Source organism: Pseudomonas sp. P5_B3, assembly GCF_056400405.1.
In genome coordinates, this window is record NZ_JBFULI010000007.1 from 1 (window position 1) to 15,188 (window position 15,188).

A 15,188-nucleotide genomic window follows, 5' to 3' on the forward strand; every position below is an offset into this window, starting at 1 on the left:
GTAGTAAGTGGCGAGTAACCCCGTCACCAAGGGCCGAACAGGTTATGCCGCCAGTAGGCGTCAGAGTCTCGTCGAATGTTGAAACGCAGAATATTCTCCCAGAGAAAACTGTTACCCCAAGTCCCGGACGGTATCCGAGGATGACGGCTGACAGGGCGCAAGCATCGACGGCGTCTGTGACGTGGACGAACGCGGAGCCGGACACGCTGATGGCGCGGGTGCTTGCACCGGCCAACCTCAAGCGTGCGTATCAACGCGTAGTCAGCAACAAGGGYGCRCCGGGTGCCGATGGCATGACGGTCGACCAATTGGCRGGCTAYGTGAAACAGTATTGGCCGATCCTCAAGRCYCGGTTGCTGGCCGGCGAGTACCAMCCGCAAGGTGTACGCGCCGTCGACATCCCCAARCCCAAAGGCGGAACACGGCAACTGGGYATYCCCWGYGTCGTGGATCGCCTGATCCAACAGGCTTTGCTGCAACAGCTCACACCTATCTTTGATCCGCTGTTCTCGGACTACAGCTACGGCTTTCGTCCGGGCAGAAGCGCTCATCAAGCTATCGAAACGGCCCGTGCCCACGCGGCGGCGGGTCACCGCTGGTGCGTGGAACTCGATCTGGAGAAGTTCTTTGATCGGGTCAACCATGATGTTCTGATGGCCCATGTTGCGCGTCAAATCGAAGACAAACGCGTCCTCACGCTGATCCGTCGCTACCTCGAAGCGGGAACGATGTCAGGCGGCCTCGTCAGCCGACGGCAGGAAGGGACGCCGCAAGGCGGCCCGCTCTCGCCGTTGCTGTCGAATATCCTGCTCAACGAACTTGATCGTGAATTGGAGCGGCGGGGCCATCGCTTCGTGCGGTATGCCGATGACGCGAACATTTATGTGCGCAGTCGTCGMGCAGGTGAACGGGTGATGGCCAGCGTTGAGCGTTTCCTGAGCGAGCGCCTGAAACTGACGCTGAACCGGGAAAAGAGCCGAGTAGCCGGGTCGTGGATGTGTGATTACTTGGGCTATGGGATGAGCTGGCATCAACAGCCGAGACTAAGAGTGGCAACGATGAGTCTGGATCGCTTACGCGACCGACTTCGAAGTTTGCTGCGCACAACGCGAAGCCACAAAGTGGCGAGCGTCATCGAGCGGATAAACCCCGTACTGCGTGGTTGGGCTGGCTACTTCAAGCTGAGTCAGAGCAAGCGGCCACTTGAGTATCTTGATGGCTGGGTGCGTCACAAACTTCGCTGTATCATCTGGCGCCAATGGAAGCAGCCCTCGACGAGGGCGCGCAACTTGATGCGTCTAGGGCTCAACGAAGCCCGTGCTTGTCACTCAGCATTCAACGGTCGAGGCCCTTGGTGGAATTCGGGAGCACCCCATATGAATCAGGCGCTGCCGAAGAAACTCTGGGATCGACTCGGGCTGGTCTCAATACTGGACACGATAACCCGGCTTAACCGCTTAACCTGAACCGCCGTATACGGAACCGTACGTACGGTGGTGTGAGAGGACGGCGGATGTAAATCCGCCTCCTACTCGATTCTGATCCGAAAGTTGTGTTGTCCAGTCCGGCCYCATCGCGAGCAAGCTCGCTCCCACATTGTCCGCAGATGCTCACAGATCATGTGTCCACCACGAATCCCTGTGGGAGCGAGCTTGCTCGCGATGRGGCCGGCCCTGACACCGAAAACTCAATGCCGCTTGATAAACCCGGTCAACGCCGCCAACGCTTCCGGCGACCGCAGCCGCTGAGTAAACAAAGCACCCTCTTCTTCTATCACCTTGCGCACCAACTCCCGATCCGGCGCCTTCATCAATTGCTTGCTGATCCGCACCGCTTCCGACGGCAGCGACTCAAAGCGCAACGCCATCTCCCGCGCCTTGGCCAAGGCCTCCTCGCCACTGCCCAGCGCCTCGGACGCAATGCCCCACGCGGCCGCCTGTTCACCATTGAAACCATCACCGAGCAGCAACAACTCCGCTGCCTTGGCCTGCCCGAGCAAACGCGGCAGGATCAGGCTGGAGCCAAACTCCGGGCACAGGCCAAGGTTGACGAACGGCATACGCAAGCGTGCATCGCGGCTGACGTAGACCAGATCGCAATGCAGTAGCATCGTCGTGCCAATGCCCACCGCCGCGCCAGCCACGGCGGCGATCACCGGTTTGCGGCATTCGAGCAGATTGAGCATGAAGTGAAACACCGGGCTGTCGAGGCCGTTCGGTGGTTGCTGGATGAAGTCGGCGATGTCGTTGCCGGCGGTGAAGCATTCGGCAGAGCCGGTGATCAGCACGGCGTTGATCCCGGGGTCGCTGTCGGCCTGTTTCAACGCCTCGGCCAAGTGGCTGTACATGGCACGGGTCAGGGCGTTTTTCTTGTCCGGGCGATTCAGGCGCAGGGTCAACAGGCCGCGTTCGCGTTCAACTTCGATGGCATCGGTCATGGCAGGTCTCGCGTCTGAAAAGTCAGCGCTCAACCACGGGGCAGGAATACATCGGCCAGCAGTTGATTGCGCGGCAACCCCGCCAGGTACAGGCGCCGGGCAAAGGCATCGACACTGTCGGGGGCTCCGCAGAGTAAGGCCAGGGTTTGCCGCGAAACAAGCCGCAGTTGCGCCAAAGCCGCCGGCAACTCGGCCGGGGTCCACAGTTCGACACTCAGGTTCGGACGACTGGCTGCCATGGCTTGCAGGGGTTTGGCCAGGTAGTGCTCATCGGCATCATGGGCCAGGTGAATGACGCGGATGGCGCCTTGGTGATCCTGCCGCAGCGCTTCGCGCAAGACGCCAAACAATGGCCCCAACCCGGTGCCGGCCGCCATCAACCACAACGGCCGGGCGTGCCAGTCCGGATCGTAATGCAAGGCGCCGCCGCGCAGCTCACCGAGGCGGATCGGATCGCCGATGCGCAATTGCCTGGCGGCATCGCTGAATTCCCCGGGCTTGCGGCAATCGAGATGAAACTCCAGAAAGCGGTCTTCTTGCGGCAGGCTGGCGAGGGAATACGGCCGCGCCACGCTGCCCGTCCACAACACCAGGTGCTGGCCGGCGCTGTAGCGCAATGGCCGCTGCGGGATGATCCGCAAACGCAGCACCGTAGTGCTCAGCCAATCGACCGCCGCGACCTCAGCCGGATGGCCATCGAGCTGCGGGTCGAAGGCGTGCACCTGCAAGTCCTCGATCACCTGGCACTGGCACGCCAGGCGCCAGCCCTGTTCACGCTGCTGTGCACTCAAGGCATCCGGGCAGCTGTCGCTCGGCAGGCCCTGCACACACTGCACCAGGCACGCATGACAACTGCCGGCGCGGCAACTGTAGGGCACCGGCACGCCGTTCTGATTCAGTGCGTCGAGCAGATTGCTGCCCGCCGCCACCGACCAGCGAAGTTCACCGACCCGCAGCTCAGGCATCGACGTTCTCCCACGCCGCCGCGCATCGATTACGGCCGTCACGCTTGGCGCGATAGAGCGCCTGATCGGCCTGTTGCAAGGCGTCATCGAGATCGTCGCCCAGCTCCAGCAGGGTCATGCCGGCGGACAGGCTGAGGTTGCGCACATCCAGGCCGATCAACTCGACATCGGTGAACGCGATGCGCAGCCGTTCGCAGCACGAAGTCAGACTGTCGGCATCGCAATCGGGCAGCAGCACCACGAACTCTTCACCGCCGTAACGGGCCAGAACGTCACCGTCGCGCAGGCACGCGGTGGCAACGCCGGCGAAGGCTTGCAGCACCTGATCGCCAGCGGCGTGACCGTGCAGGTCGTTGATGCGTTTGAAATGGTCGAGGTCGATCAGCGCCAGGCCGTGCACCACATCGGCGTCCATGGCGTTCAACTCGCGGGAAGCCAGGCGCAGGAAATGCCGGCGATTGAACAGGCCAGTGAGCTCGTCGGTGGCCACCAGGTCTTCGAGCTGGCGCATCATCCCGCGCAAGGTGTCCTGGTGCGCCTGCAAGGCAAAACGTCGCTGGCGCATGCGTTGTCGCGAAGTCTGTACATGGCGGGCATACAGCACCAGCCACACCAGTACGATGAGCAGTACACAGACTTGGAGCACCGCCATGGCCGGGTCAGGCAGCTGGAAGTGGTAGCCCTCCCACAGCGTGATCGCGCTGAAACTGAAGAACACCAGCAGCGCGCACCGTACAAAGGACCTGCGTGACAGATGGAACAGGCCGAATAGCAGGATCAGCACGTAAAACACCAGAAACGCACCCCTGGCTTCGTCCAGATGGGCGATCAGCCAGGTTTGCCAGCCCAGCCCCAGCAACACTTGCGCCTCGGTCAGGCTGGGGTCGGCGAAACGCAGGTTGTAGCCGCTGTAAAACACCGCGAACAGGGAGGCCTGGCTAATCACCACCAGCGTGCTGCCGATGATGACACTGGAAAGCGGCGCGTCGTAGTGACCGGTAAAAAACGCCAGCCAAAGCAACAGCAATGCCAGGGCATAGGTGCCGGCCGCGAGGGCGAAACGTTTGAGCAACAGGCGCTGGATGGCGTTATGGGTCAATCGTTGATTCACCGAATGAAAGGAGACTGACAGAGCGTCCTACTCTACAGACCGAATGTCACTTTAGTGGTGTGGCCGATAAATGACCATTCAATTTTCGGGATGGCCTTATGCGACCAACGATTGACTGCCGGCGCGTGTGCCTGTCCGCGAGGCGCGGTATACTGCCGCGCCTTTTTAGCGTCGCGCCAGCTTGCCCGGCGTGCCTTGAAAGGTGCTTGCAACCGACCGATGCACCCAAGCTGCAAGCACCTTATTGAATGTTCCCGTCTTTTAGAGGAGCGCGACTCATGACCGTGATCARGCAAGACGACCTGATTCAGAGCGTTGCCGACGCCCTGCAATTCATTTCCTACTACCACCCCGTGGATTTCATCCAGGCGATGCACGAGGCCTACCTGCGCGAAGAATCGCCAGCGGCCCGCGACTCGATGGCACAGATCCTGATCAACTCGCGCATGTGCGCCACCGGCCACCGCCCGATCTGCCAGGACACCGGCATCGTCACAGTGTTTGTCCGTGTCGGTATGGACGTGCGCTGGGACGGCGCCACCATGGGCCTGGACGACATGATCAACGAAGGCGTACGTCGCGCCTACAACCTGCCGGAAAACGTCCTGCGTGCTTCGATCCTCGCCGACCCGGCGGGCGCTCGCAAGAACACCAAGGACAACACCCCGGCCGTGATCCACTACTCCATCGTTCCGGGTAACACCGTGGAAGTGGACGTGGCGGCCAAGGGCGGCGGTTCCGAGAACAAGTCGAAAATGGCCATGCTCAACCCGTCCGACTCGATCGTCGACTGGGTGCTGAAAACCGTCCCGACCATGGGCGCCGGCTGGTGCCCACCGGGCATGCTCGGCATCGGCATCGGCGGCACCGCCGAGAAAGCCGCGGTCATGGCCAAGGAAGTGTTGATGGAATCCATCGACATTCACGAGCTCAAAGCGCGTGGCCCACAGAACCGCATCGAAGAAATGCGTCTGGAGCTGTTCGAGAAGGTCAACCAGTTGGGCATCGGTGCCCAGGGCCTCGGTGGCCTGACCACCGTGCTCGACGTGAAGATCATGGACTACCCGACCCATGCAGCCTCGCTGCCGGTGTGCATGATCCCTAACTGCGCCGCCACCCGTCACGCGCACTTCGTGCTCGACGGTACAGGTCCAGCCTCGCTGGAAGCGCCACCGCTGGATGCCTACCCGGAAATCGTCTGGGAAGCCGGCCCGTCGGCCCGTCGCGTCAACCTCGACACCCTGACGCCTGAAGAAGTGCAGAGCTGGAAACCGGGCGAAACCGTCCTGCTCAACGGCAAAATGCTCACCGGTCGCGACGCTGCGCACAAGCGCATGGTCGAGATGCTGAACAAGGGTGAAACCCTGCCGGTTGACCTCAAAGGTCGCTTCATCTACTACGTCGGCCCGGTCGATCCGGTCGGTGACGAAGTGGTTGGCCCGGCCGGCCCTACCACCGCCACGCGGATGGACAAGTTCACCCGTCAGATCCTCGAGCAGACCGGTTTGCTGGGCATGATCGGCAAATCCGAGCGCGGCCCGACCGCGATCGAAGCGATCAAGGACCACAAGGCCGTTTATCTGATGGCAGTGGGCGGCGCGGCTTACCTGGTGGCGCAAGCGATCAAGAAGTCCCGCGTTGTCGCTTTCGCCGAACTGGGCATGGAAGCGATCTACGAGTTCGACGTCAAGGACATGCCTGTGACCGTTGCGGTCGACAGCAAGGGCGAGTCGGTGCACATCACAGGTCCCGCCATCTGGCAGCAAAAGATCAGTGAAAGCCTGGCGGTGGAAGTGCAATAAACAGCACTCCCCCCTGAAAAAAACCGGCCGGTCGGCAACGACAGGCCGGTTTTTTTTGGGGCTGGCAAAAATCTGATTCCACAAACGACCAACGCATTGAAACCACCGTCAGCGCATGGCTTCCAGCGAGTGATGAACACTGTCCGCATGGTATGGTGCTCCCCCTTATTTTCGTCTGTTGTTCTGAGCATGCTGCTGACTTCCCGATCGCTGCGCCTGGCGCTGTACACCCTATTGATCATCGCCGGTGCCGCCATCGTCGCCACGCTGGCCATGCGCCACGCCGTACGCCAGTCAATGGTCGAAGACGCGGCCCGCGCCAATCAGCAACTGGCGCTGTATGCCACGTCCCTGCATACCCTGATCGAACGTTACCGCGCCCTGCCCGCGGTGCTGGCGCTGGACCCGGAACTGCGCTCGGCGCTCAAGGGGGCGATGAGCCCCGGGCAACAGGATGCGCTGAACCGCAAACTGGAAAAGATCAATGGTGCCGCCGAATCCTCGACCCTGGAATTGCTCGACCGCAGCGGCCTCGCCGTGGCGGCGAGCAACTGGCGTTTGCCCAGCAGCTATGTCGGTCACAACTACGGTTTCCGCCCTTACTTCAACCAGACCCGCACCCAGGGCACCGGGCGCTTTTATGCCGTGGGCGTGACCAGCGGGATTCCCGGCTACTTCCTCTCCAGCGCGGTCAGCGATGACGATGGCCAGTTCCTCGGCGCCATGGTGGTAAAACTGGAGTTTCCCGAACTGGAGCGGGAGTGGCGTCAGGGCAGCGACACGCTGCTGGTCAGCGACGCACGCGGGATCATCTTCATCGCCAACCAGCCGGGCTGGCGCTATCGCCTGCTCAAGCCGCTGAGCGACAGCGATCATGCCGAACTCAAGACCACCCGCCAATACGACAAGCAGCCGCTGACGCCACTCGATTTTCAATCGTTGCGGCGCTTCGACGACAACAGTGACCTGGCTCGGGTTGACGGCCCGGACGGCAAGGCGGATTACCTGTGGGAATCCCTGCCGCTGAGCACCGAGGGCTGGACCCTGCACCTGCTGCGTCGCCCGCAGGTCGCCTTCGAAGACAGCCGCAACGCCGCGCTTGCCGCGGCCGGGTTGTGGCTGACCCTGGTGTTCCTGTTGCTGTTTCTCAACCAGCGCTGGCGCCTGGCGAAAATGCGCCAGCGCAGTCGCGAAGAACTCGAACGACTGGTAGAAGAACGCACCCGCGACCTGCGCACCGCCCAGGAAGGCCTGGTGCAATCGGCCAAACTCGCGGCGCTGGGGCAGATGTCCGCCGCCCTGGCCCACGAAATCAACCAGCCGCTCACCGCCCAGCGCATGCAGCTGGCAACCTTGCGCCTGCTGCTCGACCACGGCCGGGTCGACGATGCCTACAAGGCGCTCAAACCGGTGGATGAAATGCTCACGCGCATGGCCGCCCTCACCGGCCATCTGAAAACCTTCGCCCGCAAAAGCCCCAGCGGTTTGCGCGAACGCCTGGACCTGGCGGCGGTGGTGGATCAGTCGCTGCAACTGCTCGACACCCGGCTGCGCGACGAACAGGTCAGCACGGTGCTGCACCTGACCCGCCCGGCCTGGGTGCGTGGCGATGCGATTCGCCTGGAGCAGGTGCTGATCAACCTGCTGCGCAACGCCCTCGATGCGATGCAGGACAAACCCTGCAAACGCCTGGAAATCCGCCTCGAAGCCGACGAGCAATTGTGGCGCCTGAGCGTGATCGACAATGGTGGCGGTATCGCCGAAGAGAACCTGTCCAAGGTCTTCGATCCGTTCTTCACCACCAAACCGGTAGGCGATGGCCTGGGGATCGGTTTGGCCGTATCGTTCGCCATCGTTCACGAATCCGGCGGACGCCTGAGTGCCGGCAATCATGACAAAGGCGCTGTGTTTACCGTGACTTTGCCCATCGACCTGGAGGTGCATGAAGCATGCTGAACTCAGTGATCGTGGTCGACGACGAAAGCAGCATCCGCAGTGCTGTCGAGCAATGGTTGAGCCTGTCGGGTTTCGAGGTGCAGCTGTTCAGCCGCGCCGACGAATGCCTGGCGCAATTGCCCAGGCATTTTGCCGGGGTGATTCTCAGCGATGTGCGCATGCCCGGCATGACCGGCCTGGAACTGCTGGCCGAGGTGCAACGCCGGGATGCCGATTTGCCGGTGATCCTGCTGACCGGCCACGGCGATGTGCCGATGGCCGTCGAAGCCATGCGCGACGGCGCCTACGATTTCCTGGAGAAACCCTTCAGCCCGGAAACCCTGCTCGGCAGCCTGCGCCGCGCCCTCGACAAGCGTCGGCTGGTGCTGGAAAACCGCGCGCTGCACGAACAGGCGGACAACCGTGCCAAGCTGGATGCCACGTTGCTCGGCGTGTCCCGGGGCCTGCAAAACCTGCGTCGGCAGGTTCTCGATCTGGCGGCGCTGCCGGTCAACGTTTTGATCCGCGGTGAAACCGGCAGCGGCAAGGAACTGGTCGCCCGCTGCCTGCACGACTTCGGGCCGCGGGCCGACAAGCCCTTTGTGGCGCTCAACTGCGCGGCTATCCCCGAGCAATTGTTCGAGGCCGAGCTGTTCGGTCACGAGAGCGGCGCGTTCACCGGGGCGTCTGGCAAGCGTATCGGCAAGCTCGAATACGCCGACGGCGGCACGTTGTTTCTCGATGAAATCGAAAGCATGCCCCTGGCCCAGCAGGTGAAACTGCTGCGGGTGTTGCAGGAGCAAAAGCTTGAACGACTGGGCTCGAACCAGAGTATCCGCGTGGATTTGCGCATCATCGCCGCGACCAAACCGGACCTGCTCGACGAGGCTCGGGCCGGGCGTTTTCGCGAAGACCTGGCCTATCGTTTGAACGTCGCAGAACTACGCCTGCCGCCCTTGCGCGAACGCCGTGAAGACATTCCGCTGCTGTTCGAATCCTTTGCCCAAAACGCCGCCRAACGGCTGGGACGTAAATTTCCACCGTTGAGCGGCGCACAGTTGAGTCACCTGCTGAGCCACGATTGGCCAGGCAATGTGCGCGAACTGGCGAACGTCGCCGAGCGTCAGGTATTGGGGTTGGGTGAGCCGGAGCCCTTGGGCATCGAGCCCGGCCAGTCACTGGCAGCGCAGCAGGAAGCGTTCGAAGCGCAATGCCTGCGTGCCGCGTTGACCCGACACAAGGGCGATGTGAAAGCGGTACTCGAAGAACTGCAACTGCCGCGCCGGACCTTCAATGAAAAGATGCAGCGGCATGGGTTGAGCCGGGAGATGTTTTTGCAGGACAGCTGAGTTTTTGCAGTGCCTGCCCTGCCCCCATCGCGAGCAAGCTCGCTCCCACAATGTTCGGCGTACACAGATCCACTGTGGGAGCGAGCTTGCTCCGGGCGGCGTTCCGACGATGAGGCCGGCAAAGGCAAAACAAATACACAAGCCGACAAGCAATTTTCCGCTCATCACCAAACTTTTATAAGCGGATTTCCGCTCACCAAAACACCACCACCCTTCTAAACCGGCCCTCTCCCCCTTGGCACAGCTCCTGCTATAGCCCCTGCAGGCTGCGTTTATTCGCGCTCCACAAAAACAATTAAATGAAGGATCCTTCAATGGATAACTCCAACTCCCTGCCGCTTGGGTCGGCTGCCGCACCGACCAAGGAAAGAACCACCGCCAGTCGCATCAAATCGATCTTCAGCGGTTCAGTCGGCAACATGGTCGAGTGGTACGACTGGTACGTCTACGCCGCATTCTCCCTGTACTTCGCCAAGACCTTCTTCCCCAAAGGCGACACCACCGCCCAACTGCTCAACACCGCCGCGATCTTCGCCGTGGGCTTCCTGATGCGTCCGATCGGAGGCTGGCTGATGGGTCTGTATGCCGACAAGGTCGGGCGCAAAAAGGCCCTGATGGCCTCGGTGTACCTGATGTGCTTCGGCTCGCTGCTGATCGCCCTGAGCCCGAGCTATGAAGTCATCGGCATCGGCGCGCCGATCCTGCTGGTGTTCGCGCGTTTGCTGCAAGGCCTGTCGGTGGGTGGCGAATACGGTACCTCCGCCACCTACCTCAGCGAGATGGCGACCAAGGAACGTCGTGGCTTCTACTCCAGCTTCCAGTACGTGACCCTGATTTCCGGCCAGCTCATCGCCCTGGCGGTGTTGATCGTGCTGCAACAACTGCTGACCACCGAAGAGCTCTACGCCTGGGGCTGGCGCATCCCGTTCGCCATCGGCGCGCTGTGTGCCGTGGTTGCGCTCTATCTGCGTCGTGGCATGGAAGAAACCGAGTCCTTCACCAAGAAAGAAAAAGCCAAGGAAAGCGCGATGCGCACCTTGATGCGTCACCCCAAGGAACTGATGACCGTGGTCGGCCTGACCATGGGCGGCACCCTGGCGTTCTACACCTACACCACGTACATGCAGAAATACCTGGTGAACACCGTCGGCATGAGCATTTCCGACTCCACCACCATTTCCGCCGCCACGCTGTTCCTGTTCATGTGCCTGCAACCGATCATCGGCGGGCTGTCGGATAAAATCGGTCGCCGGCCAATCCTGATTGCCTTCGGCATCCTGGGAACCCTGTTCACCGTGCCGATCCTCACCACCCTGCACACCATCCAGACCTGGTGGGGCGCGTTCTTCCTGATCATGGCGGCGCTGATCATCGTCAGCGGCTACACCTCGATCAACGCCGTGGTGAAAGCCGAACTGTTCCCGACCGAAATCCGCGCGCTGGGCGTGGGCCTGCCGTACGCACTGACCGTTTCGATCTTCGGCGGCACCGCTGAATACATCGCGCTGTGGTTCAAGAGCATCGGCATGGAGACGGGTTACTACTGGTACGTGACCGCGTGCATTGCCGTGTCGTTGCTGGTGTACGTCACCATGAAAGACACCCGCAAGCATTCGCGGATTGTCACGGACTAAATCAAGCCTCAAGGAAAAGGGGCAGATCTCACCGGGGTCTGCCCCTTTTTTATTGAATCAACATAACCCCTTGTGGGAGCGAGCCTGCTCGCGATGGAGTGTCAGTCGACACCAACTTTCTGATACACCATCGCGAGCAAGCTCGCTCCTACAGAGGGTAGAGTCGACTGGAATTCAGCGGTTCATCCTTGCACTATGAACGCCACCCGAACTACGCCCTGGAATTACTCCATGCCCGACGACATCCACTTCTACGAACCCGCCAACGGCCACGGCCTGCCCCACGATCCGTTCAACGCCATCGTCGGCCCGCGCCCCATCGGCTGGATCTCTTCACAGAATGCCGAGGGCCACCTGAACCTGGCGCCCTACAGCTTTTTCAACGCTTTCAACTACATTCCGCCGATCATCGGGTTTTCCAGCGTCGGGCGCAAAGACAGCCTGAACAACATCGAACAAACCGGCGAATTCGCCTGGAACCTGGCCACGCGGCCGTTGGCCGAGCAGATGAACCAGAGCTGTGCGATGGTCGGGCCTGATGTTAATGAATTCGAACTGGCCGGGCTGACGACCGTTGCCTCGAAGGTCATCCAGGTGCCACGGGTGGCCGAGAGCCCGGTGTCCTTCGAGTGCAAGGTCACGCAGATCATTCAGTTGCAACGGGCGGACGGCAATGTAGTGCCCAGCTGGCTGATCCTCGGCGAAGTGGTCGCCGTGCATATCGCCAAATGGCTGTTGAAGGATGGGATATACGACACCGCCGCGGCAGAACCGATTCTGCGCGGCGGCGGGCCAGCGGATTATTTCCAGCTGGGGCCCGAGGCGTTATTCAAGATGTACCGCCCGGGGCGGTGAGAATCACCAGAGCAGGTCGGTGTTTTCCTTGACGTCCTTGAGGTGAGTCAGTTCCTTGGCGGCCGCATCATCGGCCTCGTGAGCGGTCTTGAAGACCTGGCCTTCCAGCACTTTGTGAAAACGCGGGGCGCCGGCACCACCCAGCGCTTTGACGGCGATAGCGGCGTGATAACCACCCTCGCCCGGTACTACAGCGGAAACAGCTTCGAAGTGATCAAAGGCTTTACGTGCCATGTCGCGAATCCTGGCTGGTTGAGAATGCCATCATTAAACCCTCAACCGGCCAGTTTGTGTACCGCCGCTTCGGACTGGCGCAAGGCCTGCGCCGCCGTGACATCCTTGAAGGTGTGGAAATCCAGGCTGTTGACCACCAGCTCCTGTACCAGCTCGGCAAAAATCTCCATTGCCGGCGTGCTGAAGTACGCAGTCATGGCCTGCTGATTGCTCCAGAAACCGGAGACCAGCCACAGCTGCGGATCGCACTGCGAATGCTGCAAGGCAAAGCTAAGGCAGCCAGGCGCTGCGCGGGACGGTTCGATCAGGGCACTGAGACGCACACCGAGTTCCGCCGAGCGCCCGGTGCGCGCTCGAACGAAGGCCATATGACTGACGGGGATCTGCTTGGACATGTTCAACCCTCCCGGGGAGTCGCGTGGCAGCCGGGGGACGGGCTGCGACAGGATCAAAGGTTAAGGGCGGCGACGCCTGTCTCGTTAGTCGATTCCTGCCGGCGCGTTGCACAATCCTGCGAAACTGCATGGACCGCCCGTAACAAACGGTAAAACCCTGTCACGGTTCTGCCATACGAGTTTCAAGCAAGTTCTTCAGGCACATGGCTCTAGTAGCTACACCGCCGGTGGACCCCGGGCAGAATCAGGCAAGCATCCGGCAGGATGTGTCTACCGCTACCGCTTGCACAAACTTATGCTCTGCCCCATTCCCTCCATGCCTTGCCGAGGATGCCGCGCATGTCGTCACTCGATCACTTTCAAGCCCCGCTGGACACCGACATGGAAAAGCAGCGCGCGGAACTGGCGGCCATCATCCGCCGCAACACCGCCGAAGATGGCAGTTATGCCACGGCCATCGGCTCGCTGTTCATGTCCCGCCACAGCCAGTCCCACGAGTTCGCTCCGGTACTCGCGCAACCGGCGCTGTGCATCATGGCCCAGGGGCGCAAGGAAGTTCAGCTGGCCAACGAATACTTCAACTACGACCCACTGAATTACCTGGTGGTCTCGGTCTCGATGCCGCTGAGTGGACGAGTGGTGGATGTCTCGGCCGAGGAACCGATCCTGGCCTTGCGCCTGGACATCGACCCGACGGAAATCACCGCACTGATCGCCGACGCTGGCCCCCTCGGCGTGCCTACCCGGCCGACCGGACGCGGGCTGTATGTCGAAAAAATCGACACCGCGATGCTCGACGCGGTGCTGCGCCTGGCGCGGTTGCTGGACACGCCGAAAGACATCGCCATGCTGGCGCCGCTGATTCGTCGGGAAATACTCTACCGATTGTTGCGCAGCAAGCAGGGGCATCGACTGTATGAAATCGCCATCGCCAACAGTCAGAGCCATCGCATCAGCCAGGCGATCAAATGGCTCAACGGCAACTTTGAACAGCCGTTGCGCATTGATGATCTGGCCAAGGAAGTGAACCTGAGCGTGTCGACGCTGCATCACCGCTTCAAGGCGATGACGGCGATGAGTCCGTTGCAGTATCAGAAGCAGTTGCGCCTTCAGGAAGCCCGGCGATTGATGCTGGCCGAAGGGCTGGAAGCTTCGGCGGCGGGGTATCGGGTCGGGTATGAAAGCCCTTCACAGTTCAGCCGGGAGTACAGCCGGTTGTTCGGGGCGCCGCCGTTAAGGGATCTGGCGCGGTTGCGGTTATCGGTCTGATCCAGAGTTTTTGTTGGTTGTGCCGGCCCCATCGCGAGCAAGCTCGCTCCCACATTGGACGGTGTACGCCGATACCTGTGGGAGCGAGCTTGCTCGCGATGGGGCCGGTCATCAGGCCAACATCAAACCCGGATCAGGCGCCAAGTACCCGGCAAGCCTCCACCGGCAAGGTCACCGACACCGGATGCCCAACGCTCAGGCCAAAGCCCTGGCACGGCGTGCTCAGTGCGGTAAACGACACCCCGGAACACTCCACCGTGGTCTCGATGGTCGCACCGATATCGCGCACGAAGGTCACCTTGCCCAGCAAGCGGTTGCCTGCGGTCGCCTGCGGAGCCGACAGTTGCAGGTCTTCCGGGCGAATCAGCATCTTCACCTTCTCACCGGCCACAATGCTGCTGCAGATCGGCACTTGCAGCGCATCGCCGCCCGGCAAGCTGACCTTGCCGTTACCCAGCACCGTGGCCGGGAAGATGTTGCCCGAGCCGATGAAGTCCGCGACGAACTCGTTGGCCGGGTGGCGGTAGATCTCGATCGGCGTGCCCACCTGCTGCACCTTGTGCTCACCCAATACGACCACGATATCGGCCATGGTCATGGCCTCGCGCTGGTCATGGGTCACCATGATGGTGGTGATGTTCAGGCGTTGTTGCAGTTGACGGATTTCCACCTGCATCGACTCGCGTAGCTTGGCGTCCAGCGCTGACAACGGTTCGTCGAGCAGGAGGATTTTCGGGTGCGAGGCAATCGCCCGGGCAATCGCCACGCGCTGGCGTTGGCCGCCGGACAGCTTGGCCACCGGACGATTGATCATCGCTTGCAGCTGGATCAGTTCCAGCAACTCCACCACCCGTGCCTGCTGGTCAGCCTTGCTGACCCCGCGCAGTTTCAGCGGATAGGCGATGTTCTCGCCCACGGTCATGTGCGGGAACAACGCCAGGGACTGGAACACCATGCCGAAATTGCGCAGGTGCGCCGGGGTGTTGCCGATGTCTTCACCGTCCAGGCGGATCTCGCCGCCGGTCAGGGTTTCAAGGCCGGCAATCATGCGCAGCAAGGTGGTTTTGCCGCAGCCCGAAGGGCCGAGGAAACACACCAGTTTGCCCTCGGGCAAATGCAGGTTCACATCGGTTACCGCGCAGGCCGAGCCGTAATGTTTCTCGACGTTTTCCAGAATCAGACCAGACATGTGAATCACCTCA

13 protein-coding genes are annotated in these 15,188 nt (G+C 61.5%); 7 read left to right on the top strand and 6 right to left on the bottom strand.

Annotation, left to right across the window (positions count from 1 at the left end):
* Positions 1-44: 44 nt before the first annotated feature.
* Positions 45-1,466 carry a group II intron reverse transcriptase/maturase gene (ltrA, locus tag AC1DRN_RS06430; RefSeq protein WP_477786660.1) on the top strand — a complete coding sequence of 474 codons (1,422 nt, stop codon included), beginning with the start codon at positions 45-47 and terminating at the stop codon, positions 1,464-1,466.
* 221 nt (positions 1,467-1,687) lie between these two features.
* Here ltrA and AC1DRN_RS06435 read toward each other — a convergent pair whose 3' ends face one another.
* Genes AC1DRN_RS06435 through AC1DRN_RS06445 form a run of 3 tightly spaced genes read right to left on the bottom strand, consistent with a single transcriptional unit; the run spans position 1,688 to position 4,501 of the window.
* Positions 1,688-2,437 carry an enoyl-CoA hydratase-related protein gene (locus AC1DRN_RS06435; RefSeq protein ID WP_223460061.1) on the bottom strand — a complete coding sequence of 250 codons (750 nt, stop codon included), beginning with the start codon at positions 2,435-2,437 and terminating at the stop codon, positions 1,688-1,690.
* Positions 2,438-2,466: 29 nt separating this feature from the next.
* On the bottom strand, positions 2,467-3,402 hold the full coding sequence (locus AC1DRN_RS06440) for an iron-sulfur-binding ferredoxin reductase (RefSeq protein ID WP_457266023.1): 936 nt from the start codon (positions 3,400-3,402) through the stop codon (positions 2,467-2,469).
* Positions 3,395-4,501 (bottom strand): GGDEF domain-containing protein, encoded by a 1,107-nt coding sequence (locus AC1DRN_RS06445; RefSeq protein WP_223460056.1) that lies wholly within the window; start codon positions 4,499-4,501, stop codon positions 3,395-3,397. The genes AC1DRN_RS06440 and AC1DRN_RS06445 overlap by 8 nt, the downstream gene beginning before the upstream one ends.
* Before the next feature lie 290 nt (positions 4,502-4,791).
* Here AC1DRN_RS06445 and AC1DRN_RS06450 point away from each other — a divergent pair, with 290 nt between their 5' ends.
* The 5 genes from AC1DRN_RS06450 to AC1DRN_RS06470 all read left to right on the top strand — a co-directional run bounded on the left by AC1DRN_RS06450 (position 4,792) and on the right by AC1DRN_RS06470 (position 12,088).
* Complete coding sequence (locus tag AC1DRN_RS06450; RefSeq protein WP_477786656.1) at positions 4,792-6,315, top strand: fumarate hydratase; 1,524 nt, start codon at positions 4,792-4,794, stop codon at positions 6,313-6,315.
* Positions 6,316-6,504: 189 nt separating this feature from the next.
* Positions 6,505-8,271, top strand: a complete 1,767-nt coding sequence (locus AC1DRN_RS06455) for a sensor histidine kinase (RefSeq protein ID WP_223460051.1) — start codon at positions 6,505-6,507, stop codon at positions 8,269-8,271.
* The gene (locus AC1DRN_RS06460; RefSeq protein ID WP_477786657.1) at positions 8,265-9,599 is read left to right on the top strand and encodes a sigma-54-dependent transcriptional regulator; all 1,335 of its coding nucleotides are present in this window, start codon (positions 8,265-8,267) and stop codon (positions 9,597-9,599) included. The genes AC1DRN_RS06455 and AC1DRN_RS06460 overlap by 7 nt, the downstream gene beginning before the upstream one ends.
* Positions 9,600-9,913: 314 nt before the next feature.
* The gene (locus tag AC1DRN_RS06465) at positions 9,914-11,233 is read left to right on the top strand and encodes an MFS transporter (protein WP_223460047.1); all 1,320 of its coding nucleotides are present in this window, start codon (positions 9,914-9,916) and stop codon (positions 11,231-11,233) included.
* A 231-nt stretch (positions 11,234-11,464) separates the two neighbouring features.
* Entirely contained in the window at positions 11,465-12,088 is a 624-nt protein-coding gene (locus tag AC1DRN_RS06470; protein ID WP_223460045.1) for a flavin reductase family protein, read from the top strand.
* Between the two features lie 3 nt (positions 12,089-12,091).
* Here the strand turns inward: AC1DRN_RS06470 and AC1DRN_RS06475 are convergent, their stop codons facing one another.
* Positions 12,092-12,322 carry a hypothetical protein gene (locus AC1DRN_RS06475; protein WP_223460043.1) on the bottom strand — a complete coding sequence of 77 codons (231 nt, stop codon included), beginning with the start codon at positions 12,320-12,322 and terminating at the stop codon, positions 12,092-12,094.
* 41 nt (positions 12,323-12,363) lie between these two features.
* Positions 12,364-12,717 carry a putative quinol monooxygenase gene (locus AC1DRN_RS06480; protein WP_223460041.1) on the bottom strand — a complete coding sequence of 118 codons (354 nt, stop codon included), beginning with the start codon at positions 12,715-12,717 and terminating at the stop codon, positions 12,364-12,366.
* 339 nt (positions 12,718-13,056) lie between these two features.
* Between AC1DRN_RS06480 and AC1DRN_RS06485 the strand changes: the two genes are divergently transcribed.
* Positions 13,057-13,986, top strand: a complete 930-nt coding sequence (locus AC1DRN_RS06485) for an AraC family transcriptional regulator (protein WP_223460039.1) — start codon at positions 13,057-13,059, stop codon at positions 13,984-13,986.
* Between the two features lie 133 nt (positions 13,987-14,119).
* Here AC1DRN_RS06485 and AC1DRN_RS06490 read toward each other — a convergent pair whose 3' ends face one another.
* The gene (locus tag AC1DRN_RS06490; protein WP_150757246.1) at positions 14,120-15,175 is read right to left on the bottom strand and encodes an ABC transporter ATP-binding protein; all 1,056 of its coding nucleotides are present in this window, start codon (positions 15,173-15,175) and stop codon (positions 14,120-14,122) included.
* Positions 15,176-15,188: the final 13 nt, after the last annotated feature.